This is a genomic window from Streptomyces sp. NPDC018045, from assembly GCF_044327445.1.
GTDB lineage: Bacteria > Actinomycetota > Actinomycetes > Streptomycetales > Streptomycetaceae > Streptomyces.
This window is the reverse complement of record NZ_JBIRFL010000005.1, coordinates 40,230-57,775: the sequence shown is the minus strand read 5'-3', so window position 1 is coordinate 57,775 and position 17,546 is coordinate 40,230. Positions and strand designations below refer to the sequence as shown.

At 72.3% G+C, this 17,546-nt stretch carries 18 protein-coding genes; 6 read left to right on the top strand and 12 right to left on the bottom strand.

All coding sequences use genetic code 11. From position 1 onward, the window contains the following. Window positions 1-39: 39 nt before the first annotated feature. The 8 genes from ACH4EB_RS13950 to hemL form a co-directional block, all read right to left on the bottom strand. Entirely contained in the window at window positions 40-564 is a 525-nt protein-coding gene (locus ACH4EB_RS13950) for an SRPBCC domain-containing protein (protein WP_398347692.1), read from the bottom strand. A 56-nt stretch (window positions 565-620) separates the two neighbouring features. Continuing rightward, entirely contained in the window at window positions 621-1,712 is a 1,092-nt protein-coding gene (gene ccsB / locus ACH4EB_RS13945) for a c-type cytochrome biogenesis protein CcsB (protein WP_398347691.1), read from the bottom strand. After that, window positions 1,709-3,484, bottom strand: a complete 1,776-nt coding sequence (locus tag ACH4EB_RS13940; RefSeq protein ID WP_398347690.1) for a cytochrome c biogenesis protein ResB — start codon at window positions 3,482-3,484, stop codon at window positions 1,709-1,711. The genes ccsB and ACH4EB_RS13940 overlap by 4 nt, the downstream gene beginning before the upstream one ends. Before the next feature lie 3 nt (window positions 3,485-3,487). Then, a complete protein-coding gene (locus ACH4EB_RS13935) occupies window positions 3,488-4,252 on the bottom strand; it encodes a cytochrome c biogenesis CcdA family protein (protein ID WP_398347689.1) in 765 nt (254 codons plus the stop codon). Window positions 4,253-4,256: 4 nt separating this feature from the next. Continuing rightward, entirely contained in the window at window positions 4,257-4,871 is a 615-nt protein-coding gene (locus ACH4EB_RS13930; protein WP_398347688.1) for a TlpA family protein disulfide reductase, read from the bottom strand. 175 nt (window positions 4,872-5,046) lie between these two features. Continuing rightward, on the bottom strand, window positions 5,047-6,270 hold the full coding sequence (locus ACH4EB_RS13925) for a hypothetical protein (RefSeq protein WP_398347687.1): 1,224 nt from the start codon (window positions 6,268-6,270) through the stop codon (window positions 5,047-5,049). 186 nt (window positions 6,271-6,456) lie between these two features. Further along, entirely contained in the window at window positions 6,457-7,137 is a 681-nt protein-coding gene (locus tag ACH4EB_RS13920) for a histidine phosphatase family protein (protein ID WP_398347686.1), read from the bottom strand. 38 nt (window positions 7,138-7,175) lie between these two features. After that, on the bottom strand, window positions 7,176-8,483 hold the full coding sequence (hemL, locus tag ACH4EB_RS13915) for a glutamate-1-semialdehyde 2,1-aminomutase (protein ID WP_398347685.1): 1,308 nt from the start codon (window positions 8,481-8,483) through the stop codon (window positions 7,176-7,178). Between the two features lie 270 nt (window positions 8,484-8,753). On the opposite strand from hemL, the gene ACH4EB_RS13910 reads away from it, so the two are divergent. From ACH4EB_RS13910 to ACH4EB_RS13900, 3 genes are all read left to right on the top strand, one after another. Next, on the top strand, window positions 8,754-9,305 hold the full coding sequence (locus ACH4EB_RS13910) for a hypothetical protein (protein ID WP_398347684.1): 552 nt from the start codon (window positions 8,754-8,756) through the stop codon (window positions 9,303-9,305). Window positions 9,306-9,637: 332 nt separating this feature from the next. Further along, window positions 9,638-10,177: an STAS domain-containing protein gene (locus ACH4EB_RS13905; protein WP_398347683.1), complete on the top strand. Its 540-nt coding sequence runs from the start codon at window positions 9,638-9,640 to the stop codon at window positions 10,175-10,177. A 52-nt stretch (window positions 10,178-10,229) separates the two neighbouring features. After that, window positions 10,230-10,481: a hypothetical protein gene (locus tag ACH4EB_RS13900; protein ID WP_398347681.1), complete on the top strand. Its 252-nt coding sequence runs from the start codon at window positions 10,230-10,232 to the stop codon at window positions 10,479-10,481. A gap of 12 nt (window positions 10,482-10,493) precedes the next feature. On the opposite strand, the gene ACH4EB_RS13895 is transcribed toward ACH4EB_RS13900, so the two are convergent. The 3 genes from ACH4EB_RS13895 to ACH4EB_RS13885 all read right to left on the bottom strand — a co-directional run bounded on the left by ACH4EB_RS13895 (window position 10,494) and on the right by ACH4EB_RS13885 (window position 12,581). Then, window positions 10,494-11,279 carry an SDR family NAD(P)-dependent oxidoreductase gene (locus ACH4EB_RS13895; RefSeq protein ID WP_398347680.1) on the bottom strand — a complete coding sequence of 262 codons (786 nt, stop codon included), beginning with the start codon at window positions 11,277-11,279 and terminating at the stop codon, window positions 10,494-10,496. After that, complete coding sequence (locus ACH4EB_RS13890) at window positions 11,276-11,782, bottom strand: cupin domain-containing protein (protein ID WP_398347679.1); 507 nt, start codon at window positions 11,780-11,782, stop codon at window positions 11,276-11,278. The genes ACH4EB_RS13895 and ACH4EB_RS13890 overlap by 4 nt, the downstream gene beginning before the upstream one ends. Window positions 11,783-11,978: 196 nt before the next feature. Next, window positions 11,979-12,581: a TetR family transcriptional regulator gene (locus ACH4EB_RS13885; RefSeq protein ID WP_398347678.1), complete on the bottom strand. Its 603-nt coding sequence runs from the start codon at window positions 12,579-12,581 to the stop codon at window positions 11,979-11,981. 113 nt (window positions 12,582-12,694) lie between these two features. Here ACH4EB_RS13885 and ACH4EB_RS13880 point away from each other — a divergent pair, with 113 nt between their 5' ends. Beyond that, complete coding sequence (locus tag ACH4EB_RS13880; protein ID WP_398347677.1) at window positions 12,695-14,365, top strand: FAD-dependent oxidoreductase; 1,671 nt, start codon at window positions 12,695-12,697, stop codon at window positions 14,363-14,365. Between the two features lie 665 nt (window positions 14,366-15,030). Here the strand turns inward: ACH4EB_RS13880 and ACH4EB_RS13875 are convergent. Continuing rightward, window positions 15,031-15,759 (bottom strand): AAA family ATPase, encoded by a 729-nt coding sequence (locus ACH4EB_RS13875; protein ID WP_398347676.1) that lies wholly within the window; start codon window positions 15,757-15,759, stop codon window positions 15,031-15,033. A gap of 133 nt (window positions 15,760-15,892) precedes the next feature. On the opposite strand from ACH4EB_RS13875, the gene ACH4EB_RS13870 reads away from it, so the two are divergent. Continuing rightward, on the top strand, window positions 15,893-16,228 hold the full coding sequence (locus tag ACH4EB_RS13870; RefSeq protein ID WP_398347675.1) for a YnfA family protein: 336 nt from the start codon (window positions 15,893-15,895) through the stop codon (window positions 16,226-16,228). Window positions 16,229-16,315: 87 nt separating this feature from the next. Beyond that, complete coding sequence (locus ACH4EB_RS13865; RefSeq protein WP_398347674.1) at window positions 16,316-17,098, top strand: SDR family NAD(P)-dependent oxidoreductase; 783 nt, start codon at window positions 16,316-16,318, stop codon at window positions 17,096-17,098. Window positions 17,099-17,546 lie beyond the last annotated feature (448 nt).

Genomic DNA, 17,546 nt, shown 5'->3' with positions numbered 1-17,546 from the left:
CCGGCCCGGTCCGCGACGGCGGCCCGACCGGGGCCGCCGCTATTGCCCGGCGGCCGCGTAGGCCGCGCGCAGCTCCCGCCACCGGTCCAGGTTCCAGGTGGACCAGTCCTTGGGGTGGCCGTCGAGGGCGTCGATGAGGAATTCGAGGTGGAGGTGCCAGCCGGCGAGGCAGTCCAGGCGGTAGGCGGCGGAGCCGGTGAACTCGTTGGTGAAGCGGAGGCGGGTGCCGGAGGTGTCGTGCGGCCGGAGGTCGAAGCGGATACGGCCGTGGGGGTCGACGGTGTACTCGGCCAGCCGGGTCGGCCCCCAGCCCGTGACCTGTCCGGGGGCCACCGTCGCGACGCCGTTCTCGTCGGTGTTCTGCCAGCGGAGCGTGATCGCGCCGCCCTCGTGCCGTACGAACGGGTCGGCGGCCGCCAGCCAGCCCGGCAGGCCCTCTTGAGTGGCCACCGCGCCCCAGACCTTTTCCACAGGCTGGGGAAGACGCAGCTCGTAGCGGAGGGTGTGGGTGTCGTCGGCGGAAACGGCGGCGCCGTACGGGACGGGGCTCTCAGGTCGGTTCATGAGGCCACCGTCGCGTACGGCGCCGGTCCGCGTCGGGGTGTGCTGCTCCGACCGGGTCAGACGCCCGAGTAGGAGTGCAGGCCGGAGAAGAAGTAATTCACCACGTAGTAGTTGAAGATGTACGTCAGGAAAGCGAACAGGCCCAGGTAGGCGGCCTTGCGGCCCTTCCAGCCGGCGGTGGCGCGGGCGTGCAGGTAGGCGGCGTAGGCGACCCAGGTGACGAAGGACCAGATCTCCTTGGAGTCCCAGCCCCAGTAACGGCCCCAGGCCTCGCCGGCCCAGATCGCGCCCGCGATGATCGTGAAGGTCCACAGCGGGAAGATGGCGGCGTTCACCCGGTAGGAGAACTTGTCCAGGCTGGACGCCGCGGGCAGCCGCTCCATGACGGAGGTGGCGAAGGCGCCGGGCTGCTTGCCGGACGGGTCGGCGAGCTTGCTCTCGTAGCGGTCGCGGAAGAGATAGAGCAGCGTCGAGACGGCACCCAGGTACAGGAAGGCGCCGGAGATGATCGCGCAGCTCACGTGGATCCACAGCCAGTACGAGTGCAGGGCCGGGACGAGCTGCGAACTGTCGGTGTAGAGCCAGGTGACGGCCACGCCCAGGTCCAGCAGGACGGTGGCGGTCAGCAGCAGGCCGATCCAGCGGACGTTCTTCTTCAGGACGAGCAGGACGAGGTACGCGGCCACCGCGACCATGCCGAAGGTCGTGGAGAACTCGTACATGTTGCCCCAGGGGGCGCGCTGTACGGACAGGCCGCGGGTGAGGACTCCGCCGAGGTGGATCAGGAACCCGAGGGTGGTCAGCGAGATGGCGATCCGGCCGTAGAGGTCGCCCTTCTCGGTGCCGCCCGAGGCGCCCGGCCCGTCCGGGACGTCCCGGCTGCCGTTCGCCGCGCGCGTGACGACCTTGGGGCGCTCCAGTACGGCCGTGCCGCCGCCCTGCTCCGCCGTCCGGGCCGCCGCCTCGGCGGGGGCGGGCACCGTGGCGGTCAGGGCCGCGGCCGTACGGCCGACCTTGCTGCGGCTGCCGAAGGCCCACTCGGCGAGGTGCGCGAGGAAGGCGAGGGTGTAGACGGCCATGGCCGAGTAGATCAGCACATTGCTGATACTGGCCAGGTTCTCGTTGGTGGCTGCGGCAGCGAGGTTCACGCGCGCGCTCCTTCGGAGGGATCAGCAGGATCGGCGGAGTCGGAGGGCTTCGCCGCGTTGTCGGGCTCGGTGGGGGCGGGGACGGCGGCGCCGGGGCCGGCGGGTTTCTTCGCGTCCGCGCCCGCCTCCGGACCGGCGGTCTGCGGCGCGTCCGGCCCGAGGGCCTCGGCCAGGTCCGCCAGTTCCTCCGGCAGGCGGGCGGACTCGCTGCGGCCCAGGCCCGCCAGCTCGACGACGGTCAGCCCGTCGGCGCCGCGCACGGCCCGTACCCACACCCGGCGGCGCTGGATGAACAGCGAGCCGGCCAGGCCCAGCAGCACGGCGACCGCGCCGATCAGCGCGAGACCGTTGCCGGGCTGGTGGGAGACCTGGAAGGTGGCCCACTGCTTGACGCCGACGAACTTGATGCTGCCGTCACCGCCGGGCAGTTTCATGGTCTCGCCGGGCTGCATCATCTGGGCGACGGCGCGGCCGTCCTGCTGGTACTGCTTGAGGTTCTTCTTTTCGAGCTGGTAGACGCTCTGCGGCAGTCCGGAGTCCACGCCGAGGTCGCCGTGGTACGCGGTCAGCGTCAGCCGCGGATTGTCCAGCGCGGGGAACGTGGAGAACATCGAGCCCGAGCCCTTGCCGCCGTACGTCGGCACGAAGAAGCCCGAGAAGCCGAGCTGGTTGCGCCTGCCGTCCGCGGTCTGCGCGTTGGGCACCTTGACCACACCGGTGGAGGTGTAGTTCTGCATGTCCTGCGGCAGGAACGGCACCGCGCCGCTGTAGACCTTCTTGCCCCGGCCGTCGGTGACCTCGACGACCGGCGCGTACCCGTGGGAGAGCAGGAAGATCTTGGAGTCCGCGATCTCCAGCGGGTGGTTGACCTCGATCTTGCCCTGGTGCTCCGTGCCGTCCGCGCCCTGGAAGTACGAGATGTTGGCGCGGAACTCGCGCGGGGTGCCCTTCTGGGGGCCGGTGCGCTCGTAGGACGCGTCGAAGCTCTTGAGCGAGAAGCCGAACGGTTCCAGGTCGTCGGTGTCGTAGAAGGCACCGGACTTGAAGTTGTCATACTGAGTGAGGCTGTTGGCGAAGCCGTCGCCCTCGGTGATCAGCTTGCCGCCCTCGGACTTCCACAGGCTGCCGACGGCGACCGCCACCAGGATCACGATCAGCGAGATGTGGAAGACGAGGTTGCCGGCCTCGCGCAGGTAGCCCTTCTCGGCGGCGACCGCGTCACCGACCGTGTGCGCGCGGAAGCGGCGCTTCTTCAGCAGTTGCTGCGCGGCGCCCAGCACCTCGTCGGGCGCCCGGTCCGTCCGCCACGTCGTGTACGCGGGCAGCCGGGTCAGCCGGCGCGGCGCGCCCGGCGGGCGGCCGCGCAACTGGCCGACGAACTGCCACGTACGCGGCACGATGCAGCCGATCAGCGAGATGAACAGCAGCAGGTAGATCGCGGAGAACCACACCGAGCTGTAGACGTGGAACAGGCCCAGCTTGTCGTAGACCGGTGCCAGCGTCGTGTGATCGGCCCGGAACTGCTCGACCTTGGTCGGGTCGATGCTGGTCTGCGGGACCAGCGAGCCGGGGATGGCCCCCAGCGAGAGCAGGAACAGCAGGATCAGCGCGACCCGCATCGAGGTGAGCTGCCGCCAGAACCACCGGGCCCACCCGATCGGCCCGAGGGACGGGAAGGAGACCTCCTCCTCGGGCGCGGTGGACATCTGCGAGCCCGCGGCGCCGACATCGGCGTCGTCGGCGTCGCGGGCGGCGTCGGTCTTGGTGGACATCAATCAGATCCCTGGGGTGAAGCTGCTGGACCAGCTCTGCAGGCCGGACATCAGGTCGGCCCATACGCCGGTGAGGAGCAGGACGCCGAGCACGACCATCATGCCGCCGCCGAGCCGCATCACCCACACGTAGTGGCGCTTGACCCAGCCGAAGGCGCCGAGCACCTTGCGGAAGGCCACCGCGACGGCGATGAAGGGCAGGCCCAGTCCCAGACAGTAGGCCACGGTCAGCAGGGCGCCGCGCCCGGCATTGGCCTGGTTGATGGCGAGCGAGCTGACCGCGGTGAGGGTCGGGCCCAGGCACGGCGTCCAGCCGACGCCGAAGAGCACGCCGAGCACCGGCGCGCCGGCCAGGCCCATGGCGGGCTTCCGGTGGAAGCGCAGCTCGCGCTGGCCGAAGTTCTTCAGGACGCCGGCGAAGGCCAGGCCGAGGAGGATCATCAGGACGCCGAGGACCTTGTTGAGCAGGTCCTGGTGTTCCTGGAGCTTGCTGCCGAAGAAGCCGAAGAGGGCGCCGGTGGAGACGAAGACGGCGGTGAAGCCGAGGACGAAGAGGGAGGCGCCGGCCAGCATCCGGCCGCGCTTGGCGTCGGCGAGGTCCGTACCGGTCACGCCGGTGACGTAGGACATGTAGCCGGGTACGAGCGGCAGCACGCAGGGCGAGAAGAAGGAGACCAGGCCGCCGAGGAGGGCGACGGGCACGGCGAGCAGCAGCGCGCCCGAGGTGATGGTGGAGGCGGGGCCGGTGGTGGCGGCGAGCGTGATCACGTGATCACTTCTCGTCGATCAGCGGCTGGACCATCTTGCGCAGTTCGTCCTCGCCGAGCGGGCCGATGGAGCGCGCGGCGATCTTTCCCTGCCGGTCGACGGCGATGGTGGAGGGGATGGCCTGCGGGTTGAGGCTGCCCTTGGGGAAGCGCAGCATCAGCTTCCCGGTCGGGTCGAACAGGCTCGGGTACGGCACCTTGTGCTGTTCCTCGAAGCTGACCGCCTGGGACTTCTGCGAGTCGCGGGTGTTGATGCCGATGAACTGCACGCCCTTGGCCTTGGTCTCGTTCGCGACCTTGGCGAAGTTGGGGGCCTCGGCGATGCAGGGGGCGCACCACGATCCCCAGACGTTGAGGACGACGACCTTGCCCTTGTAGTCCGCGATGTCCAGCTTCGCACCCTGGGTGGTTTCGCCGGAGATGTCGGGAACGGGGGTGCGCTCCGCCTTCGCGACCCGTTCGACGCCGTCCTTGCCCTCGACGAACTGGGTCTGTTCGGAACCGCCCGAGGTGCCCTCGCCGCAGGCGCTCAGCGTCAGCGCGGCGAGCGCGGCTCCCGCGGCGAACAGCGCGGTGCGGCGATGACTGGTGAGTCGTCGGGGGGCGCGGCAGGCACTCATGTGAAAAGTTTCGCATGAGGCGGTGACGGATCTTCCGCGCCCCCCTCGCCGGGGCCGTGCCGGGCGTGTTCGGGCACGTCAGGCGGCCTGCGCCGGTTTCGACACACGGGCCGGGGCACGCCACCCCGGCCCGTACCGCCGCGGTCCGAGTCGCCCCGGCCCGTCCCCGTACGCCTCAGGCGCCCGAGAGGAACGTCTTCCAGCCGCCCGTCGGCTGCTGGCCGACCCGCAGACCCTGGAGCTTGGCGACGACCTTCGGGTCCTGCGCGTCGAGCCAGTCGGTGAACTGCCGGAAGGAGACCAGGCGCACGTCCTTGCGCTTCTCGTCGGCGATGTGTTTCAGCGCCTCCTCGACGGCGTCCATGTAGATGCCGCCGTTCCACTGCTCGAAGTGGTTGCCGACGAACAGGGGGGCACGGTTGGTCTCGTAGGCCCGCTCGAAGCCCTTGATGTACGCGCCGGTGGCTTCCTTGCGCCAGCCCGGGTAGTTGGCGGGCGGGCCCTTGGTGGAGTTCTTCGACTGGTTCGCGAGGATGTTGTAGTCCATGGAGAGGACCTCGAACCGGTGTCCGGGGAAAGGTATCTGCTGGAGCGGGAAGTCCCACAGACCCATCTTCTTCTTGGGCCACATCTGGAGGCCGCCCGGCGAGCTGGCGTCGTAGCGCCAGCCCAGCTTCTTGGCGGTCGGCAGCAGGTTGTCCTGGCCGAGCAGGCACGGCGTACGGCCGCCGACCAGCTCCTTCTGGTAGTCGAAGGGCAGCGGCTCAAGATCGGTGAAACCGGTGTTGGTGCGCCACTTCGTGACGAAGTCCATGGCCTGGTCGATCTCGGAGCGCCACTGGGCGGGGGTCCAGTGCTTGACCGAGGTACGGGCCTCGCCGCAGAAGTGCCCGTTGAAGTGGGTGCCGATCTCGTGGCCCTCCAGCCACGCCTCGCGCACGTTCTTCAGGGTCGCCTTGATGTGCTCGTCGGTGAGGTAGCCGATGTCCGAGGCGCCGACCTTGTTGTTCGGCGGGCGGTAGAGGTGCTTCTTCGACTCCGGGAGGCAGTAGAGGCCGGAGAGGAAGAAGGTCATGGCCGCGTTGTGATCCTTGGCCAGCTTGCGGAAGCGCGGGAAGAGGCCGTTGCCGACCTCGCCCGCGCCGTCCCACGAGAAGATCACGAACTGCGGCGGGGTCTCACCGGGCTCCAGCCGGCGCGGCTTCTCCGGCTGGTGGGGCTGCGGGCCCGCGTCGGCCGTCGAGCCGTCGCCGATCGGCTTGGCCTTGGCCTGCACGGCGTTCTTGTCCTGGTCGGACCCGGACCCGGAGCCGGAGCCGGAGGAGCAGCTCGCGACGCCGAGTGCCGCGGCGGCACCCACTCCCATGCCCAGTACGTTCCGCCGACTGATCGCGCGCATACCGTCGTCCCCATCCGTACTCGTCATACTCAATATCCGCATAAACGGACATCGAGTAAGAGGGTTTATCGAACACGGAGGTTCCGGGCTATTGGCGCAAACTTATTATTTTGCTCTTCAGTGACCTCACGTCACACCGGCCTCTCGCATCCCGCACACCACGAGATGCGAAAAGCCGGTCCGACGTCACGCTCCGAAGGCCTTGGATTTCCCCGCGGCCGGCTTGGCGCCCGCCCGCAGGTGCGCCGGCACCAGATCGAGCGCCGGCTCGCTGTAACCCACCGAAATGATCTTGTCGCCGCGGAAGGTGAACGACGTCAGCGAGGCCAGCGTGCACTGCCGCTTGCGCGGGTCGTGCCACAGCCGCCGCCGCTCGGCGAAGCTGCGCACGATCCAGATCGGGAGCTGATGGCTGACCGCCACCGCCTCGTGCCCGCGGGCCGCGTCGCGCGCCGCGCCGAGCGCCCCCATCATCCGTACGACCTGCTCCAGGTACGGCTCACCCCACGACGGGCGGAACGGGTTGGTCAGGTACTTCCAGTTGCCGGGCTTCTTCAGCGCGCCGTCGCCGACCCCGAAGGTCTTGCCCTCGAAGACGTTGGCCGCCTCTATCAGCCGCTCGTCGGTGGCCAGGTCGAGGCCGTGCGCCTTGGCCACCGGCGCGGCGGTCTCCTGCGCCCGTTCCAGCGGGGACGCCACGACGTGCGTGACGTCCCGGCCCGCCAGGTGTTCGGCGACCCGGTCGGCCATGCTCCGGCCCAGCTCGGAGAGGTGGTAGCCGGGCCGCCGCCCGTACAGCACGCCCTCGGGGTTGTGCACCTCGCCGTGCCGCACCAGGTGTACGACGGTGATGTCTTCGCTGCTCATGTCACCCATCTTCCGGTCCGCTCCGCCACCCGCTCCGCTCACGCGGTCGCTTCCGCGGCGGCCCGCGCGGCCGACGGCAGGGCGGCGGCGATCCGCTCGATCGCCCGCTCGTCGTGCGCGGTCGAGACGAACCAGGACTCGAACGCGGACGGCGGGAGATACACGCCCTGGGAGAGCATCGAGTGGAAGAACGCGGTGAAGCGGAACGCCTCCTGCGCCTTGGCCTTGTCGTAGTCGGTCACGTCCTGGTCGGTGAAGAAGACCGAGAACATGTTGCCCGCGACCTGGAGGCGGTGGGCGACCCCCGCCTTCGTGAAGGCGTCGGCGACCAGCGCGCGCAGCTCCGCCGAGACCGCGTCGACCTTCTCGTACGCCGCCTGGTCCAGCAGCCTGAGCTGGGCGACACCGGCGGCCGTGGCGACCGGGTTACCGGACAGGGTGCCCGCCTGGTAGACCGGGCCGACCGGCGCCAGGTGGGCCATCACGTCGGCACGCCCGCCGAAGGCCGCGGCCGGGAAGCCGCCACCCATGACCTTGCCGAAGGTCATCAGGTCGGGCCGGACGCCGTCGATGCCGTACCAGCCGGTGCGGCTGACCCGGAAGCCGGTCATGACCTCGTCGGAGATGTACAGCGCGCCGTTCTCGGCGCAGAGGTCCTTCAGGCCCTGGTTGAAGCCGGGCAGCGGCGGGACGATGCCCATGTTGCCGGGCGATGCCTCGGTGATCACACAGGCGATCTCGCCGGGGTGCGCGGCGAAGGCGGCCCGTACGGCCTCGATGTCGTTGTACGGCAGCACGATCGTGTCACCGGCCTGGGCGCCCGTGACGCCGGGCGTGTCCGGCAGCCCGAGCGTCGCCACGCCCGAGCCGGCCGCGGCCAGCAGCGCGTCCACGTGCCCGTGGTAGCAGCCGGCGAACTTCACGACCTTGGCGCGGCCGGTGAAACCGCGTGCCAGCCGGATGGCGGACATGGTCGCCTCGGTGCCGGAGGAGACCAGCCGGACCTGCTCGACCGGGTCGATCCGGTCGACGATCTGCTCGGCCAGCTCCACCTCGCCCGCGCCGGGCGTGCCGAAGGAGGTGCCTCGGGCGACGGCCTCCTGGACGGCGGCGATCACCTCGGGGTGGGCGTGTCCGAGGATCATCGGACCCCACGAGCACACGAGGTCGACGTACTCGCGTCCGTCGGCGTCGGTGAGGTACGGACCGGTACCGGACACCATGAACCGGGGCGAACCACCCACGGCGCGGAACGCACGTACGGGAGAGTTCACCCCGCCCGGCGTCACAACGGCCGCACGGTCGAAGAGCGTCTGCGAAACTGGGGCTTCATAGGGAAAAGGCACTGTGATCCTGACCTGCACAAACGTAGGAAGGGGCGGCGGCCGGCGGCGACACCCGGGCGGAGCGCGGAGCGGAAATCCCCTCGCTACCGACCAGGTGTCAGACCCCGCGGGTCTGCAAAACTGGGGCAACGTACGAGTAAGTCACGCAAGCAATGGTCTCAGAGGCGCACGGGGGCGCGCGGCCGGGCGTTTCACGCGCCGGTGACGGGGGAGGTCTCTGAGACGATGATCGGGTTGCGCGGCTGGGGCTGCGAGTGGTCGGGTGGAGATATGCATCGCGGTGGCGGACTGGGCGAGGGCACCGATGACCGGGGGCCTGAGCGCGCCCAGCGGGGCCGCCACCGGCGCGAGGAGACCAAGGGCGGGGGAAACAGAGGCGGCCGCATGGGGGTGACGTACAAATACTTCGGCGCGCCGAACGGTGCCACGGCGGCGCGGGTGCCGATCTCGATGCGGCCCGAGGAGCTCGGCGGCGACGAGCTGGGCATGGGCGGCATGTTCACGAAGATCAAACCGGAGACGATGGCCGCGATGGTCCTCACCGGTATAGAAGGCATACCGCTGCACAAGGTCCCCCCGCTCGAACTGGTCGTCCTCCACCCCGACTACGCCGTCGTCAAGCTGCCCATGACGGTCGTCGACCCGCTGCGCGGCGTCGGCGAGGAATCGGTGGGCGCCGCGGCCTTCATCTGGTCCACGGTCCCCGACCGCGGCGGCCCCCGCGACGCCTTCACCGTCTACCAACTGCTCCACGAGTGGCAGGACTTCTCCCACCGGCTGCACGAGGCCGGACACCAGGCGTACTGCCTGGTGTGGCCGTAACCCGCGGTTGGCCCCCGTGGCCTGCTGTCGGGCCCGTGGCCTGCGGGTCGGCCCCGTGGCCTGCGGAAAGCTCCGCGCGCCCGCCCCTGCCGGATGCCGGTGGGGGCGCGTTCGCCTGCGGGCGGGCGACGGGCCGCCGACGGCCGGAGGGCGGACGGACGGCGGATCCGTACGGCGCGCGCCGCGCGGGTGACGCGCCGTCATGGCGCCCCCGTATGCGACCGGTCGGCCACGCACGCTGTTCGCGCCACCCGCCCCGCACTACCCTGGGAGTGTGCAGCCCGAGTCCCCGGCAGCGCGGAAGCCCGTCCGCCCCGAGGAGGCGCGTGCTGATGGCAGATCCCGGAACCTCCCTCGACTTCCCGCGCGCCGGCGCGGTGGGCTCGCGGACGCCCCCGTCCCGTCACCACGCCCGGCACGCACCGGCCCGGCCCGCCGCGCCGGCCGCGGCCCCCAGGCCCGCCACGGACACCGCGCCCCCGAGGCCCGCCCCGGACGACGCGCCGGCGGTTCCCGTGACGGACACCGACTTCGCGGTCCTCATCGTGCGCGGCAGAGTGGGCCTGGCCACCCTGCCCTCCCTGCGCGAACGCCTGCGGCGGCTGCCCCGCACCCCCGGCAGCCTGCTGATCGTCGACCTGTCCGAGGTCACCGACTGCTGCGCCCTCGCCCTCGGGCCGCTCGTCGCCACCGCCAGGCGGGCCCGCTCCCAGGGCGGTGACCTGCGACTCGTCCAGCCAAGTCCCGCCGTCCTCGCGGCGCTGCAGGCCAGTGGGCTGAACCGGCTGCTGCCGGTCTTCCCCGGCCTGGGCTCCGCGACCGGGGCCACCGCCGTCGGCCCGCCCGGCCCACCGGCCGGGGCCGTGGCCTAGGCAGCGTTCCGGGCGGGGCGCCCTCGACCACCGCACACCCAGTGGAGGTGTCGTGTTCCCGCTCCTTCTCGTCGCCATCGTGATCACGGTCGTCGCCGGATTCTCCACACCACTGTGGTGGGTGGCCGCCGCGATCCTGGTCTACCTCACCGTCCGCTACCGCCAGGGCTACCTGGTGAACGACCCGGACTACCGCGCCTACCGGGAACGCCGGATCCGCCAGGACCGCTACGACCGGCGCTACCGCGCGGAACGCGGCCTGCGCATGGGCCGCCCGGCCGGTCCCGGGGGCCGCGGCAAGTAGGCCGCCGAGCGGTCACCAGGTGGGCCCGGCCGACACCCCGCCGTCCACCACCAGGTCGTGTCCGCTCACCCACGCGGCCATCGGCGAGGCGAGGAAGACGCACGCGTCGCCGACGTCCTCGGGGCGGCCGAGCCGGCCGGCCGGTGCCGCCCGCCGGTAGCGGGCCACGCCGTCCGGCCAGGCCGCTGCCAGGCCCGCCCGGTCGATCAGGCCGGGCGAGACGCTGTTGACACGGATGCCGTCCGGCCCGTACTCCAGCGCGGCCGAACGGGCGTGCATCACGACGGCCGCCTTGGACGCGCAGTAGTGGGCGTGGCCCGCCGCGGGCTGGTGCGCCTGGATGGAGGCGATGTGGGTGACCGAACCGCCCCCGCCGTCCCGCATCACCGCGGCCGCGGCCTGGGTGCAGGCGAAGGTGCTCAGGGTGTTGGTGTCCCCGACCGCGCGCCAGTCGGCGACGGTCATGGACGCCAGGTCCTGATCCGGCTGCACGCCCGCGTTGTTCACCAGGGCGGTGAGCCGGCCGCGCCACTCCGCCGCCGTACGCACCAGGCGGTGGCACTCCTCCTCGGCCAGAAGATCGGCCTGTAGGGCCAGCGCGCTGCCGCCCTGCTCCTCGATCCGGGCGACGAGCGCGTCGGCGGCGGTGGCGTTCGTGCGGTAGTGGGCGACGACCGCGGCGCCCGCCGCGGCGGAGCGCAGCGCGATGCCGGTACCGAGACAGCCGCCCGCGCCGGTCACCAGGGCCACCTGGCCCGCGAGGGACGGCAGCGCCGGGCTGCCCGCGGGGGCGCTCACGGGCGGGACAGCGCGGTGATCCGCGCCGCCTCTCGGGGGTGGCGCGCGGCCAGTTCGGCGGCGTCCCCGTGCTCGTACACATCGAAGGTGAAGCCCGGCGCCATGGTGCAGCCGAACAGCGACCAGGCGCCGCCGTCGGCGACCTCGGCGGCCATCCAGGTGCCGGCCGGCACCGTGAACTGGAGGTGCTGGCCGCCCAGGACGTCCGGGCCGAGGACGACCGTGCGGCTGCCGCCGGACGGATCCAGCAGGAGCAGGGAGAGCGGGTCGCCGAGGTAGAAGTGCCAGATCTCGTCGGTGGGCAGGCGGTGGAGGGCGCTGTAGTCGCCGGGTTCCGAGGTGAGCAGCACGATGATCGCGGTGCCCGCCGGCCGCCCGTCGGGGCGTTCCGGGCCCACCCAGGTCCGCCGGTAGCGCCCGCCCTCTCTGGGCAGCGGCTCCAGCCCGTAGAGCGCGACGAGTTCCTGGGGCGACGGCGGTGACACGGACGGCTGCCGGGCCATACGTCTCCTTCCCGGTCCACTGCGGGTACGACGGCACGTACGGCGACCACCGTAGAACGGCGCCGCCGCCACGTCCGCGGATCACGGCAACCGGGCGTGGACGTGGCGGAGCGGCGATGGTCGGTGGCGCGGATCTGTCGGTGGCCCGGCCGGGCGGTGGTCCGGCCAGGCGGTGGCCGGGGCGGGTGACGGCCCGTTACGGGTGTTCGGCGGTCAGGTAGCGCTGGATGGTGGGCGCGAGCCAGGCCACGATCTCCTCGCGGGCGAGACCGACGGCGGGCGGCAGGAACAGGATGTAGCGCAGCAGGCCCATGCCCACGAGCTGAGAGCCGATCAGCGCCGCGCGGGCGTCGATCTCTTCGCGGACCGGGCAGAGCGCGGCGAGAGCCGGTCTGATCTGCTCCGCGAAGACGCCGCGCAGGCGCTCGGCGCCCGCTTCGTTGGTGACGGCGACGCGCACCATCCCGGTCAGCGTCTCGTCGTGCTCCCAGCGGTCGAGGAAGTGCCGTACGAGCCTGGCGCCGATCTGGTCACGCGGTACGGCCGCCAGGTCGGGCAGCCGCAGGTCGATCTCGGAGGCGGCCGCGAAGAGGCCCGCCTTGTTGCCGTAGTAGCGCATGACCATCGACGGGTCGATGCCCGCGTCCCGGGCGATGGCGCGGATGGTGGCGCGTTCGTAGCCGTCGGCGGCGAAGCGGTCCCGGGCGGCGTCGAGGATCGCGGCACGGGTGGCGTCGGAGCGGCGGGGGTGCTCCGGCGAGGCGGCGGCTTCGGGGGCGGAGGGGTCGGTATCGGACATGCCAACGACTGTAGGCCAACACCTGTTGACCCGGCCAGCACGACCCGCCTATCGTTGCCAACAAGCGTTGACCAACGAGCGTTGGCCTACAAACGTTGGCATTGGAGGCGGCCATGCACCGCAAGCCCGGCACCACCGACGACCACAACCCCACGAACGCCGGACGCGCCGGCGAGGACGCCGACGTCCTCGTGGTCGGCGCGGGCCCCACCGGCCTGCTGCTCGCCGGCGACCTCGCCGCCGCCGGCCTCCGCGTCACGCTGCTGGAGCGCCGCGCCCCCGGCATCAGCAACCTGACCCGCTCGCTGGGCGTGCACGCCCGCAGCCTCGAACAGCTCGACGCGCGCGGCCTCGCCGACGAACTCGTGGCGACCGGCTACCCCCTGGCAAGCCTCCGGCTCCTCGCCGGTGCCGTCCTGAAGCCGTCCCGGCTGCCCTCCCGCTTCCCGTTCCTGCTGATCACACCGCAGTACGAGGTCGAGCGGCTGCTGGAGCGGCGCGCGCAGCAAGCCGGCGTCACCTTCCGCCACGGGGCCCGCGTGACCGGCCTGGACCAGGACGCCCACAGTGTCCGGGTCCACGTACAGGAGGAGGGCGGAAGCACCGCGACGTACCGCGCGTCCTACGTGGTCGGCACGGACGGGGTGCGCAGCACCGTCCGCGAGGCCATCGGCCTGCCCTTCCCCGGCCGGTCCGTGGTCCGGTCCATCGTGCTGGCGGACGTACGGCTCGACGAGCGGCCCGACGTCCCGCTGATCGCCAACGCCAACGCCGACTCCTTCGCGCTCATCAGCAACTACGGCGACGGCTGGTACCGCGTCATCGGCTGGGACCGCCACCGTCAGGTCTCCGAGGACACTCCCGTCGAACCCGACGAGATCCGCACGTACATGCGCCTCGCCCTCGGCACCGACTACGGGATGAGCGACGTGCGCTGGACCTCCCGCTTCCACAGCGACGAGCGCCAGGTGCCCCGCTACCGCGTCGGCCGCGCCTTCCTCGCCGGCGACGCCGCGCACGTCCACTCCCCGGCCGGCGGCCAGGGCATGAACACCGGCCTCCAGGACGCCGCCAACCTCAGTTGGAAGCTGGCCGCCGTACTGCGCGGCGACGCGCCCGACAGCCTGCTGGACAGCTACGACACCGAACGCCACCCGGTGGGCAAGAAGGTGCTGCGCAGCAGCGGCGCGCTCGTCCGGCTGGCGCAGGTGCGCAGCGCGCCGACGAGGGCGCTGCGCGCGGTGCTGGCCCGGCTGCTGAACACGGTGCCGCCGCTGGCGGACCGGGTGATGGCGAGCATCAGCGGGGTGGGGATCGCGTACCGGGCCGACCGCGGCGCCCACCCGCTCGTGGGCAAGCGCGCCCCCGACCTGCGGCTGGCGGGCGGCACCCGACTGTACGAGGCGCTGCGGGCCGGTGGGTTCGTCCTCGTCACGCCGCGGGACGAGCTGCTTCCGGGGGTCGGGGGGCTGCCGAGGGCCGAGGACCTGCCGGCGGACGGGACGGCCGGGGGCTCCCGCCTCGTACGGGCCAACTGGGCCGGCGACCGGCGCACCGCGCTCCTGGTCCGCCCCGACGGTTACATCGCCTGGGCCACCGACACCGCCGACCTGGCCGCACGCGCCGCGTCCCTGCGCGCCGCCCTCGACCGCTGGACCGGCTCGGACCGGACCGGGAACGGCTCGGACCGGGCCGGGAACGGCTCGGACCGGGCCAAGGACGGCTCGGGCCGGGCGGTGAACGGCTCGGGCCGGACCGCGGCCCGCACCACGGCGCGGTCCTGACCAGCGCGCCGTCCCGTGACCGGTGCGGCCCGCGCGGACCCGTCCCCCGGCCATGAACGGGGAACGGGTCCGCGCCGCCCTGTACGCCCGGCCGTCCCCGGGCCGGGCGGACGGACGCTCGCCGGGCCTGGCGGCCGGACCGGTCCCGCAGCTCCCCGGCCCCGCCGCCCGCCACCGAAGTCCGTGCGGTCGCGCGCGATGGAAGGTGAAACCGGCCCTCAAAAAACGCGGGGCGGGCCGGGCGCGCCGACGCACCCGGATACACCGCAAGGAATGCGAGGCGGTCACCAGTTGTCGCCCGATCCACGGAAAGCCGCGTTTTCCCGCTCTGCCCGGCACCCGCAGATCAGCGTCGTACCCCCCGGTAAAAGGGGAATCTAGGGACACCCCCGGCGCCTGACAAGGGGCCCGGCCAGCGCATGTGACGCACCGTATGGTTTTTGGCCAGTGCTTCGCCCGGCCCACGGCGGTGGCCGCCGGCGCATTTCCCTTTCCCGTCAATCCCCGCTTCCGGACAACCGGCGCCGGCCACCGCCGGCGCTGTCCGGCCGCGCCGGGCGCGCACGCCGCACCCGGTCATGTCGCACGCGCTTCCCGGCCGCGCCACACTCCCTTTCCCGGTCCTTCCGAACCCCGCCCCGTCCCTGCCGAGCCCCCGCCCCGGCTCAGCCGATGATGTGCCGCACATACGCCCGCGGGTCGGTGAGATAGCGCCGCCAGTGGTCGACGAGGGCCAGCTCGTCCCATTCCACCGCACGCATTCCGTGCTCACCGACCTCGACTATCTCCGCGCCGGGCAGGGCCGTGAGCAGCGGGGAGTGCGTGGCACAGACGACCTGGGCGCCGCTTTCGCCCAATGCGTGCAGCACCCCGAGGAGTTCCAGACAGGAGGAGAACGACAGCGCGGCCTCGGGCTCGTCCAGCACATACAGCCCCGGCTGCCGGAACTTCTCCCGGAACGCCATCAGGAACCCCTCGCCATGGCTCATCGCCTCCGGCGCCGCCGACAACCGCTCCCGGCCGAGCGCGTCCCACGCCGTCTCGGCGCGCAGGAAGAAGCCGCGCCGGCGGGTACGCGGCCCGCGGACCATCCGGCGGCCCGCCGTCGTCGCGTCGAAGCGGATGGCCTGGCCCAGCACGGACGGGGTGCGCGAACTGGCGTACCGATAACCGGCCGAGCCGCCGTACGAGTCGAGCCCGAAACCCTCCGCCAGGGCCTCGGCCAGCGTGGATTTGCCGGAGCCGTTCTCCCCCACCAGGAAGGTGACCGGCGCGCTGAATTTCAGCCCGTCCGCGACCAACCGCCGTACACACGGAACCGTCCAGGGCCAGCGGTCCCCGGTCTCCGCCCGCGCTTCCTCGGAGAGATCCACGTACGCACGTTCGATGAGCATGTCTCGAAGCTCTCACACACCACTGACAGCCGCCCCGCACGCCGGCCGCCCGACCGCCTCCCGGCCGCCCCGGCAGCCTCCCCCGGCCCGCCGAGCACTCCAGACTCACTCCCCCTCTCCTTACGCTGGTCTCATGCCGATCGCCCGCTCCATCGCCCTCTTCGTCCTCGCCGCCCTCTTCGAGATCGGCGGCGCCTGGCTCGTCTGGCAGGGCGTACGCGAGCACCGGGGCTGGATCTGGATCGGCGCGGGCGTGCTCGCCCTCGGCGCGTACGGTTTCGTCGCCACGCTCCAGCCGGACGCCGACTTCGGCCGCATCCTCGCCGCGTACGGCGGTGTCTTCGTCGCGGGCTCGCTGGCCTGGGGCATGGTCGCCGACGGCTACCGCCCGGACCGCTGGGACGTGGCGGGCGCGCTGATCTGTCTGGCCGGCATGGCTGTGATCATGTACGCACCCAGGGGCCGCTGATCATGTACACGTCCAGGTTCCGCTGACCGCGCGCATATCCTGCGTACGCACCACGACCGACGCCCGCAGCGCCCGAGGAGCCACCGCATGACCGCCGTACCCGACGCGCCCGCCGCCCGTACCCGTACCGCCGTCGTCACCGGAGCCAGCAGCGGCATCGGCGCCGCGACCGCCCGCCGGCTGGCCGCCGAGGGCTACCGCGTGGTCCTCGCCGCCCGCCGCAAGGACCGCGTCGAGGCGCTGGCCGCCGAACTGCCCGGCTCCGAGGCCCACCAGCTCGACGTCACCGACCGCGCCGCGGTGGACGCCTTCGCCGCCCATCTCAAGGACCGCCACGCCTCGGTGGACGTACTGGTCAACAACGCCGGCGGCGCCCTGGGCGCAGACCCCGTCGCCACCGGTGACCCGGCCGACTGGCGCACGATGTACGAGGTCAACGTCCTCGGCGTGCTCCACGTCACCCAGGCCCTGCTGCCCGCCCTGACGGCCTCCGGGGACGGCACGGTCGTGGTCGTCACCTCGACCGCGGGCCACGGCACGTACGAGGGCGGCGGTGGCTACGTCGCCGCCAAGCACGGCGCGCACGTCATCGCCGAGACGCTCCGGCTGGAGCTGTGCGGCGAGCCCGTCCGCGTCATCGAGATCGCCCCCGGCATGGTCAGGACCGACGAGTTCGCCACCACCCGCTTCCGCGGCGATGCCGCCAAGGCCGCCAAGGTCTACGAGGGCGTGGCCGAGCCCCTGACCGCCGACGACGTCGCCGACACCATCGGCTGGGCGGTCACCCGCCCCGCCCATGTGAACGTCGACCTCCTGGTCGTCCGCCCCCGCGCCCAGGCGTCCAACTCCAAGGTGCACCGGACCTCCTGAGGGCCGGCCACCGTCATGCGCGCGGTGCGGCCGGGCCCCGCGCCCGGCCGCGGCCGGACCGCCGGCCACCACGCCACGGCCGGGCCGCCCGCCGCCGCGCCACCGCCCACGTTCCCGCTCCTGCGCCACCTCGCCGTCGCCGCGATCCGGCTCCGGCGCCGCCGCACCCGGAAAATCGTTGGCGCCGCGGCCGCCCCCGCCCGTACCGTTCCACAGGTCACCGCATGTGCGCGCCCCCGCACGTGCTCCTTCTCTCGGGCCCCGCCCTGGAAAGCAGTGTCTATGCCCCGGCCGGCGCTGAGCGCGCCTCACCACCGCGCGGACGAAACCCGCCGCTGAACCTCGCTTCACCGGACGCCGTCCGCCGCGTCGGCCCGGCCGCACCGCCTGCGCGCGGTGCTGCCCGCTGCCCATACGACCGAGGCCGCTCGGCCTGCTCCCGCTGCCC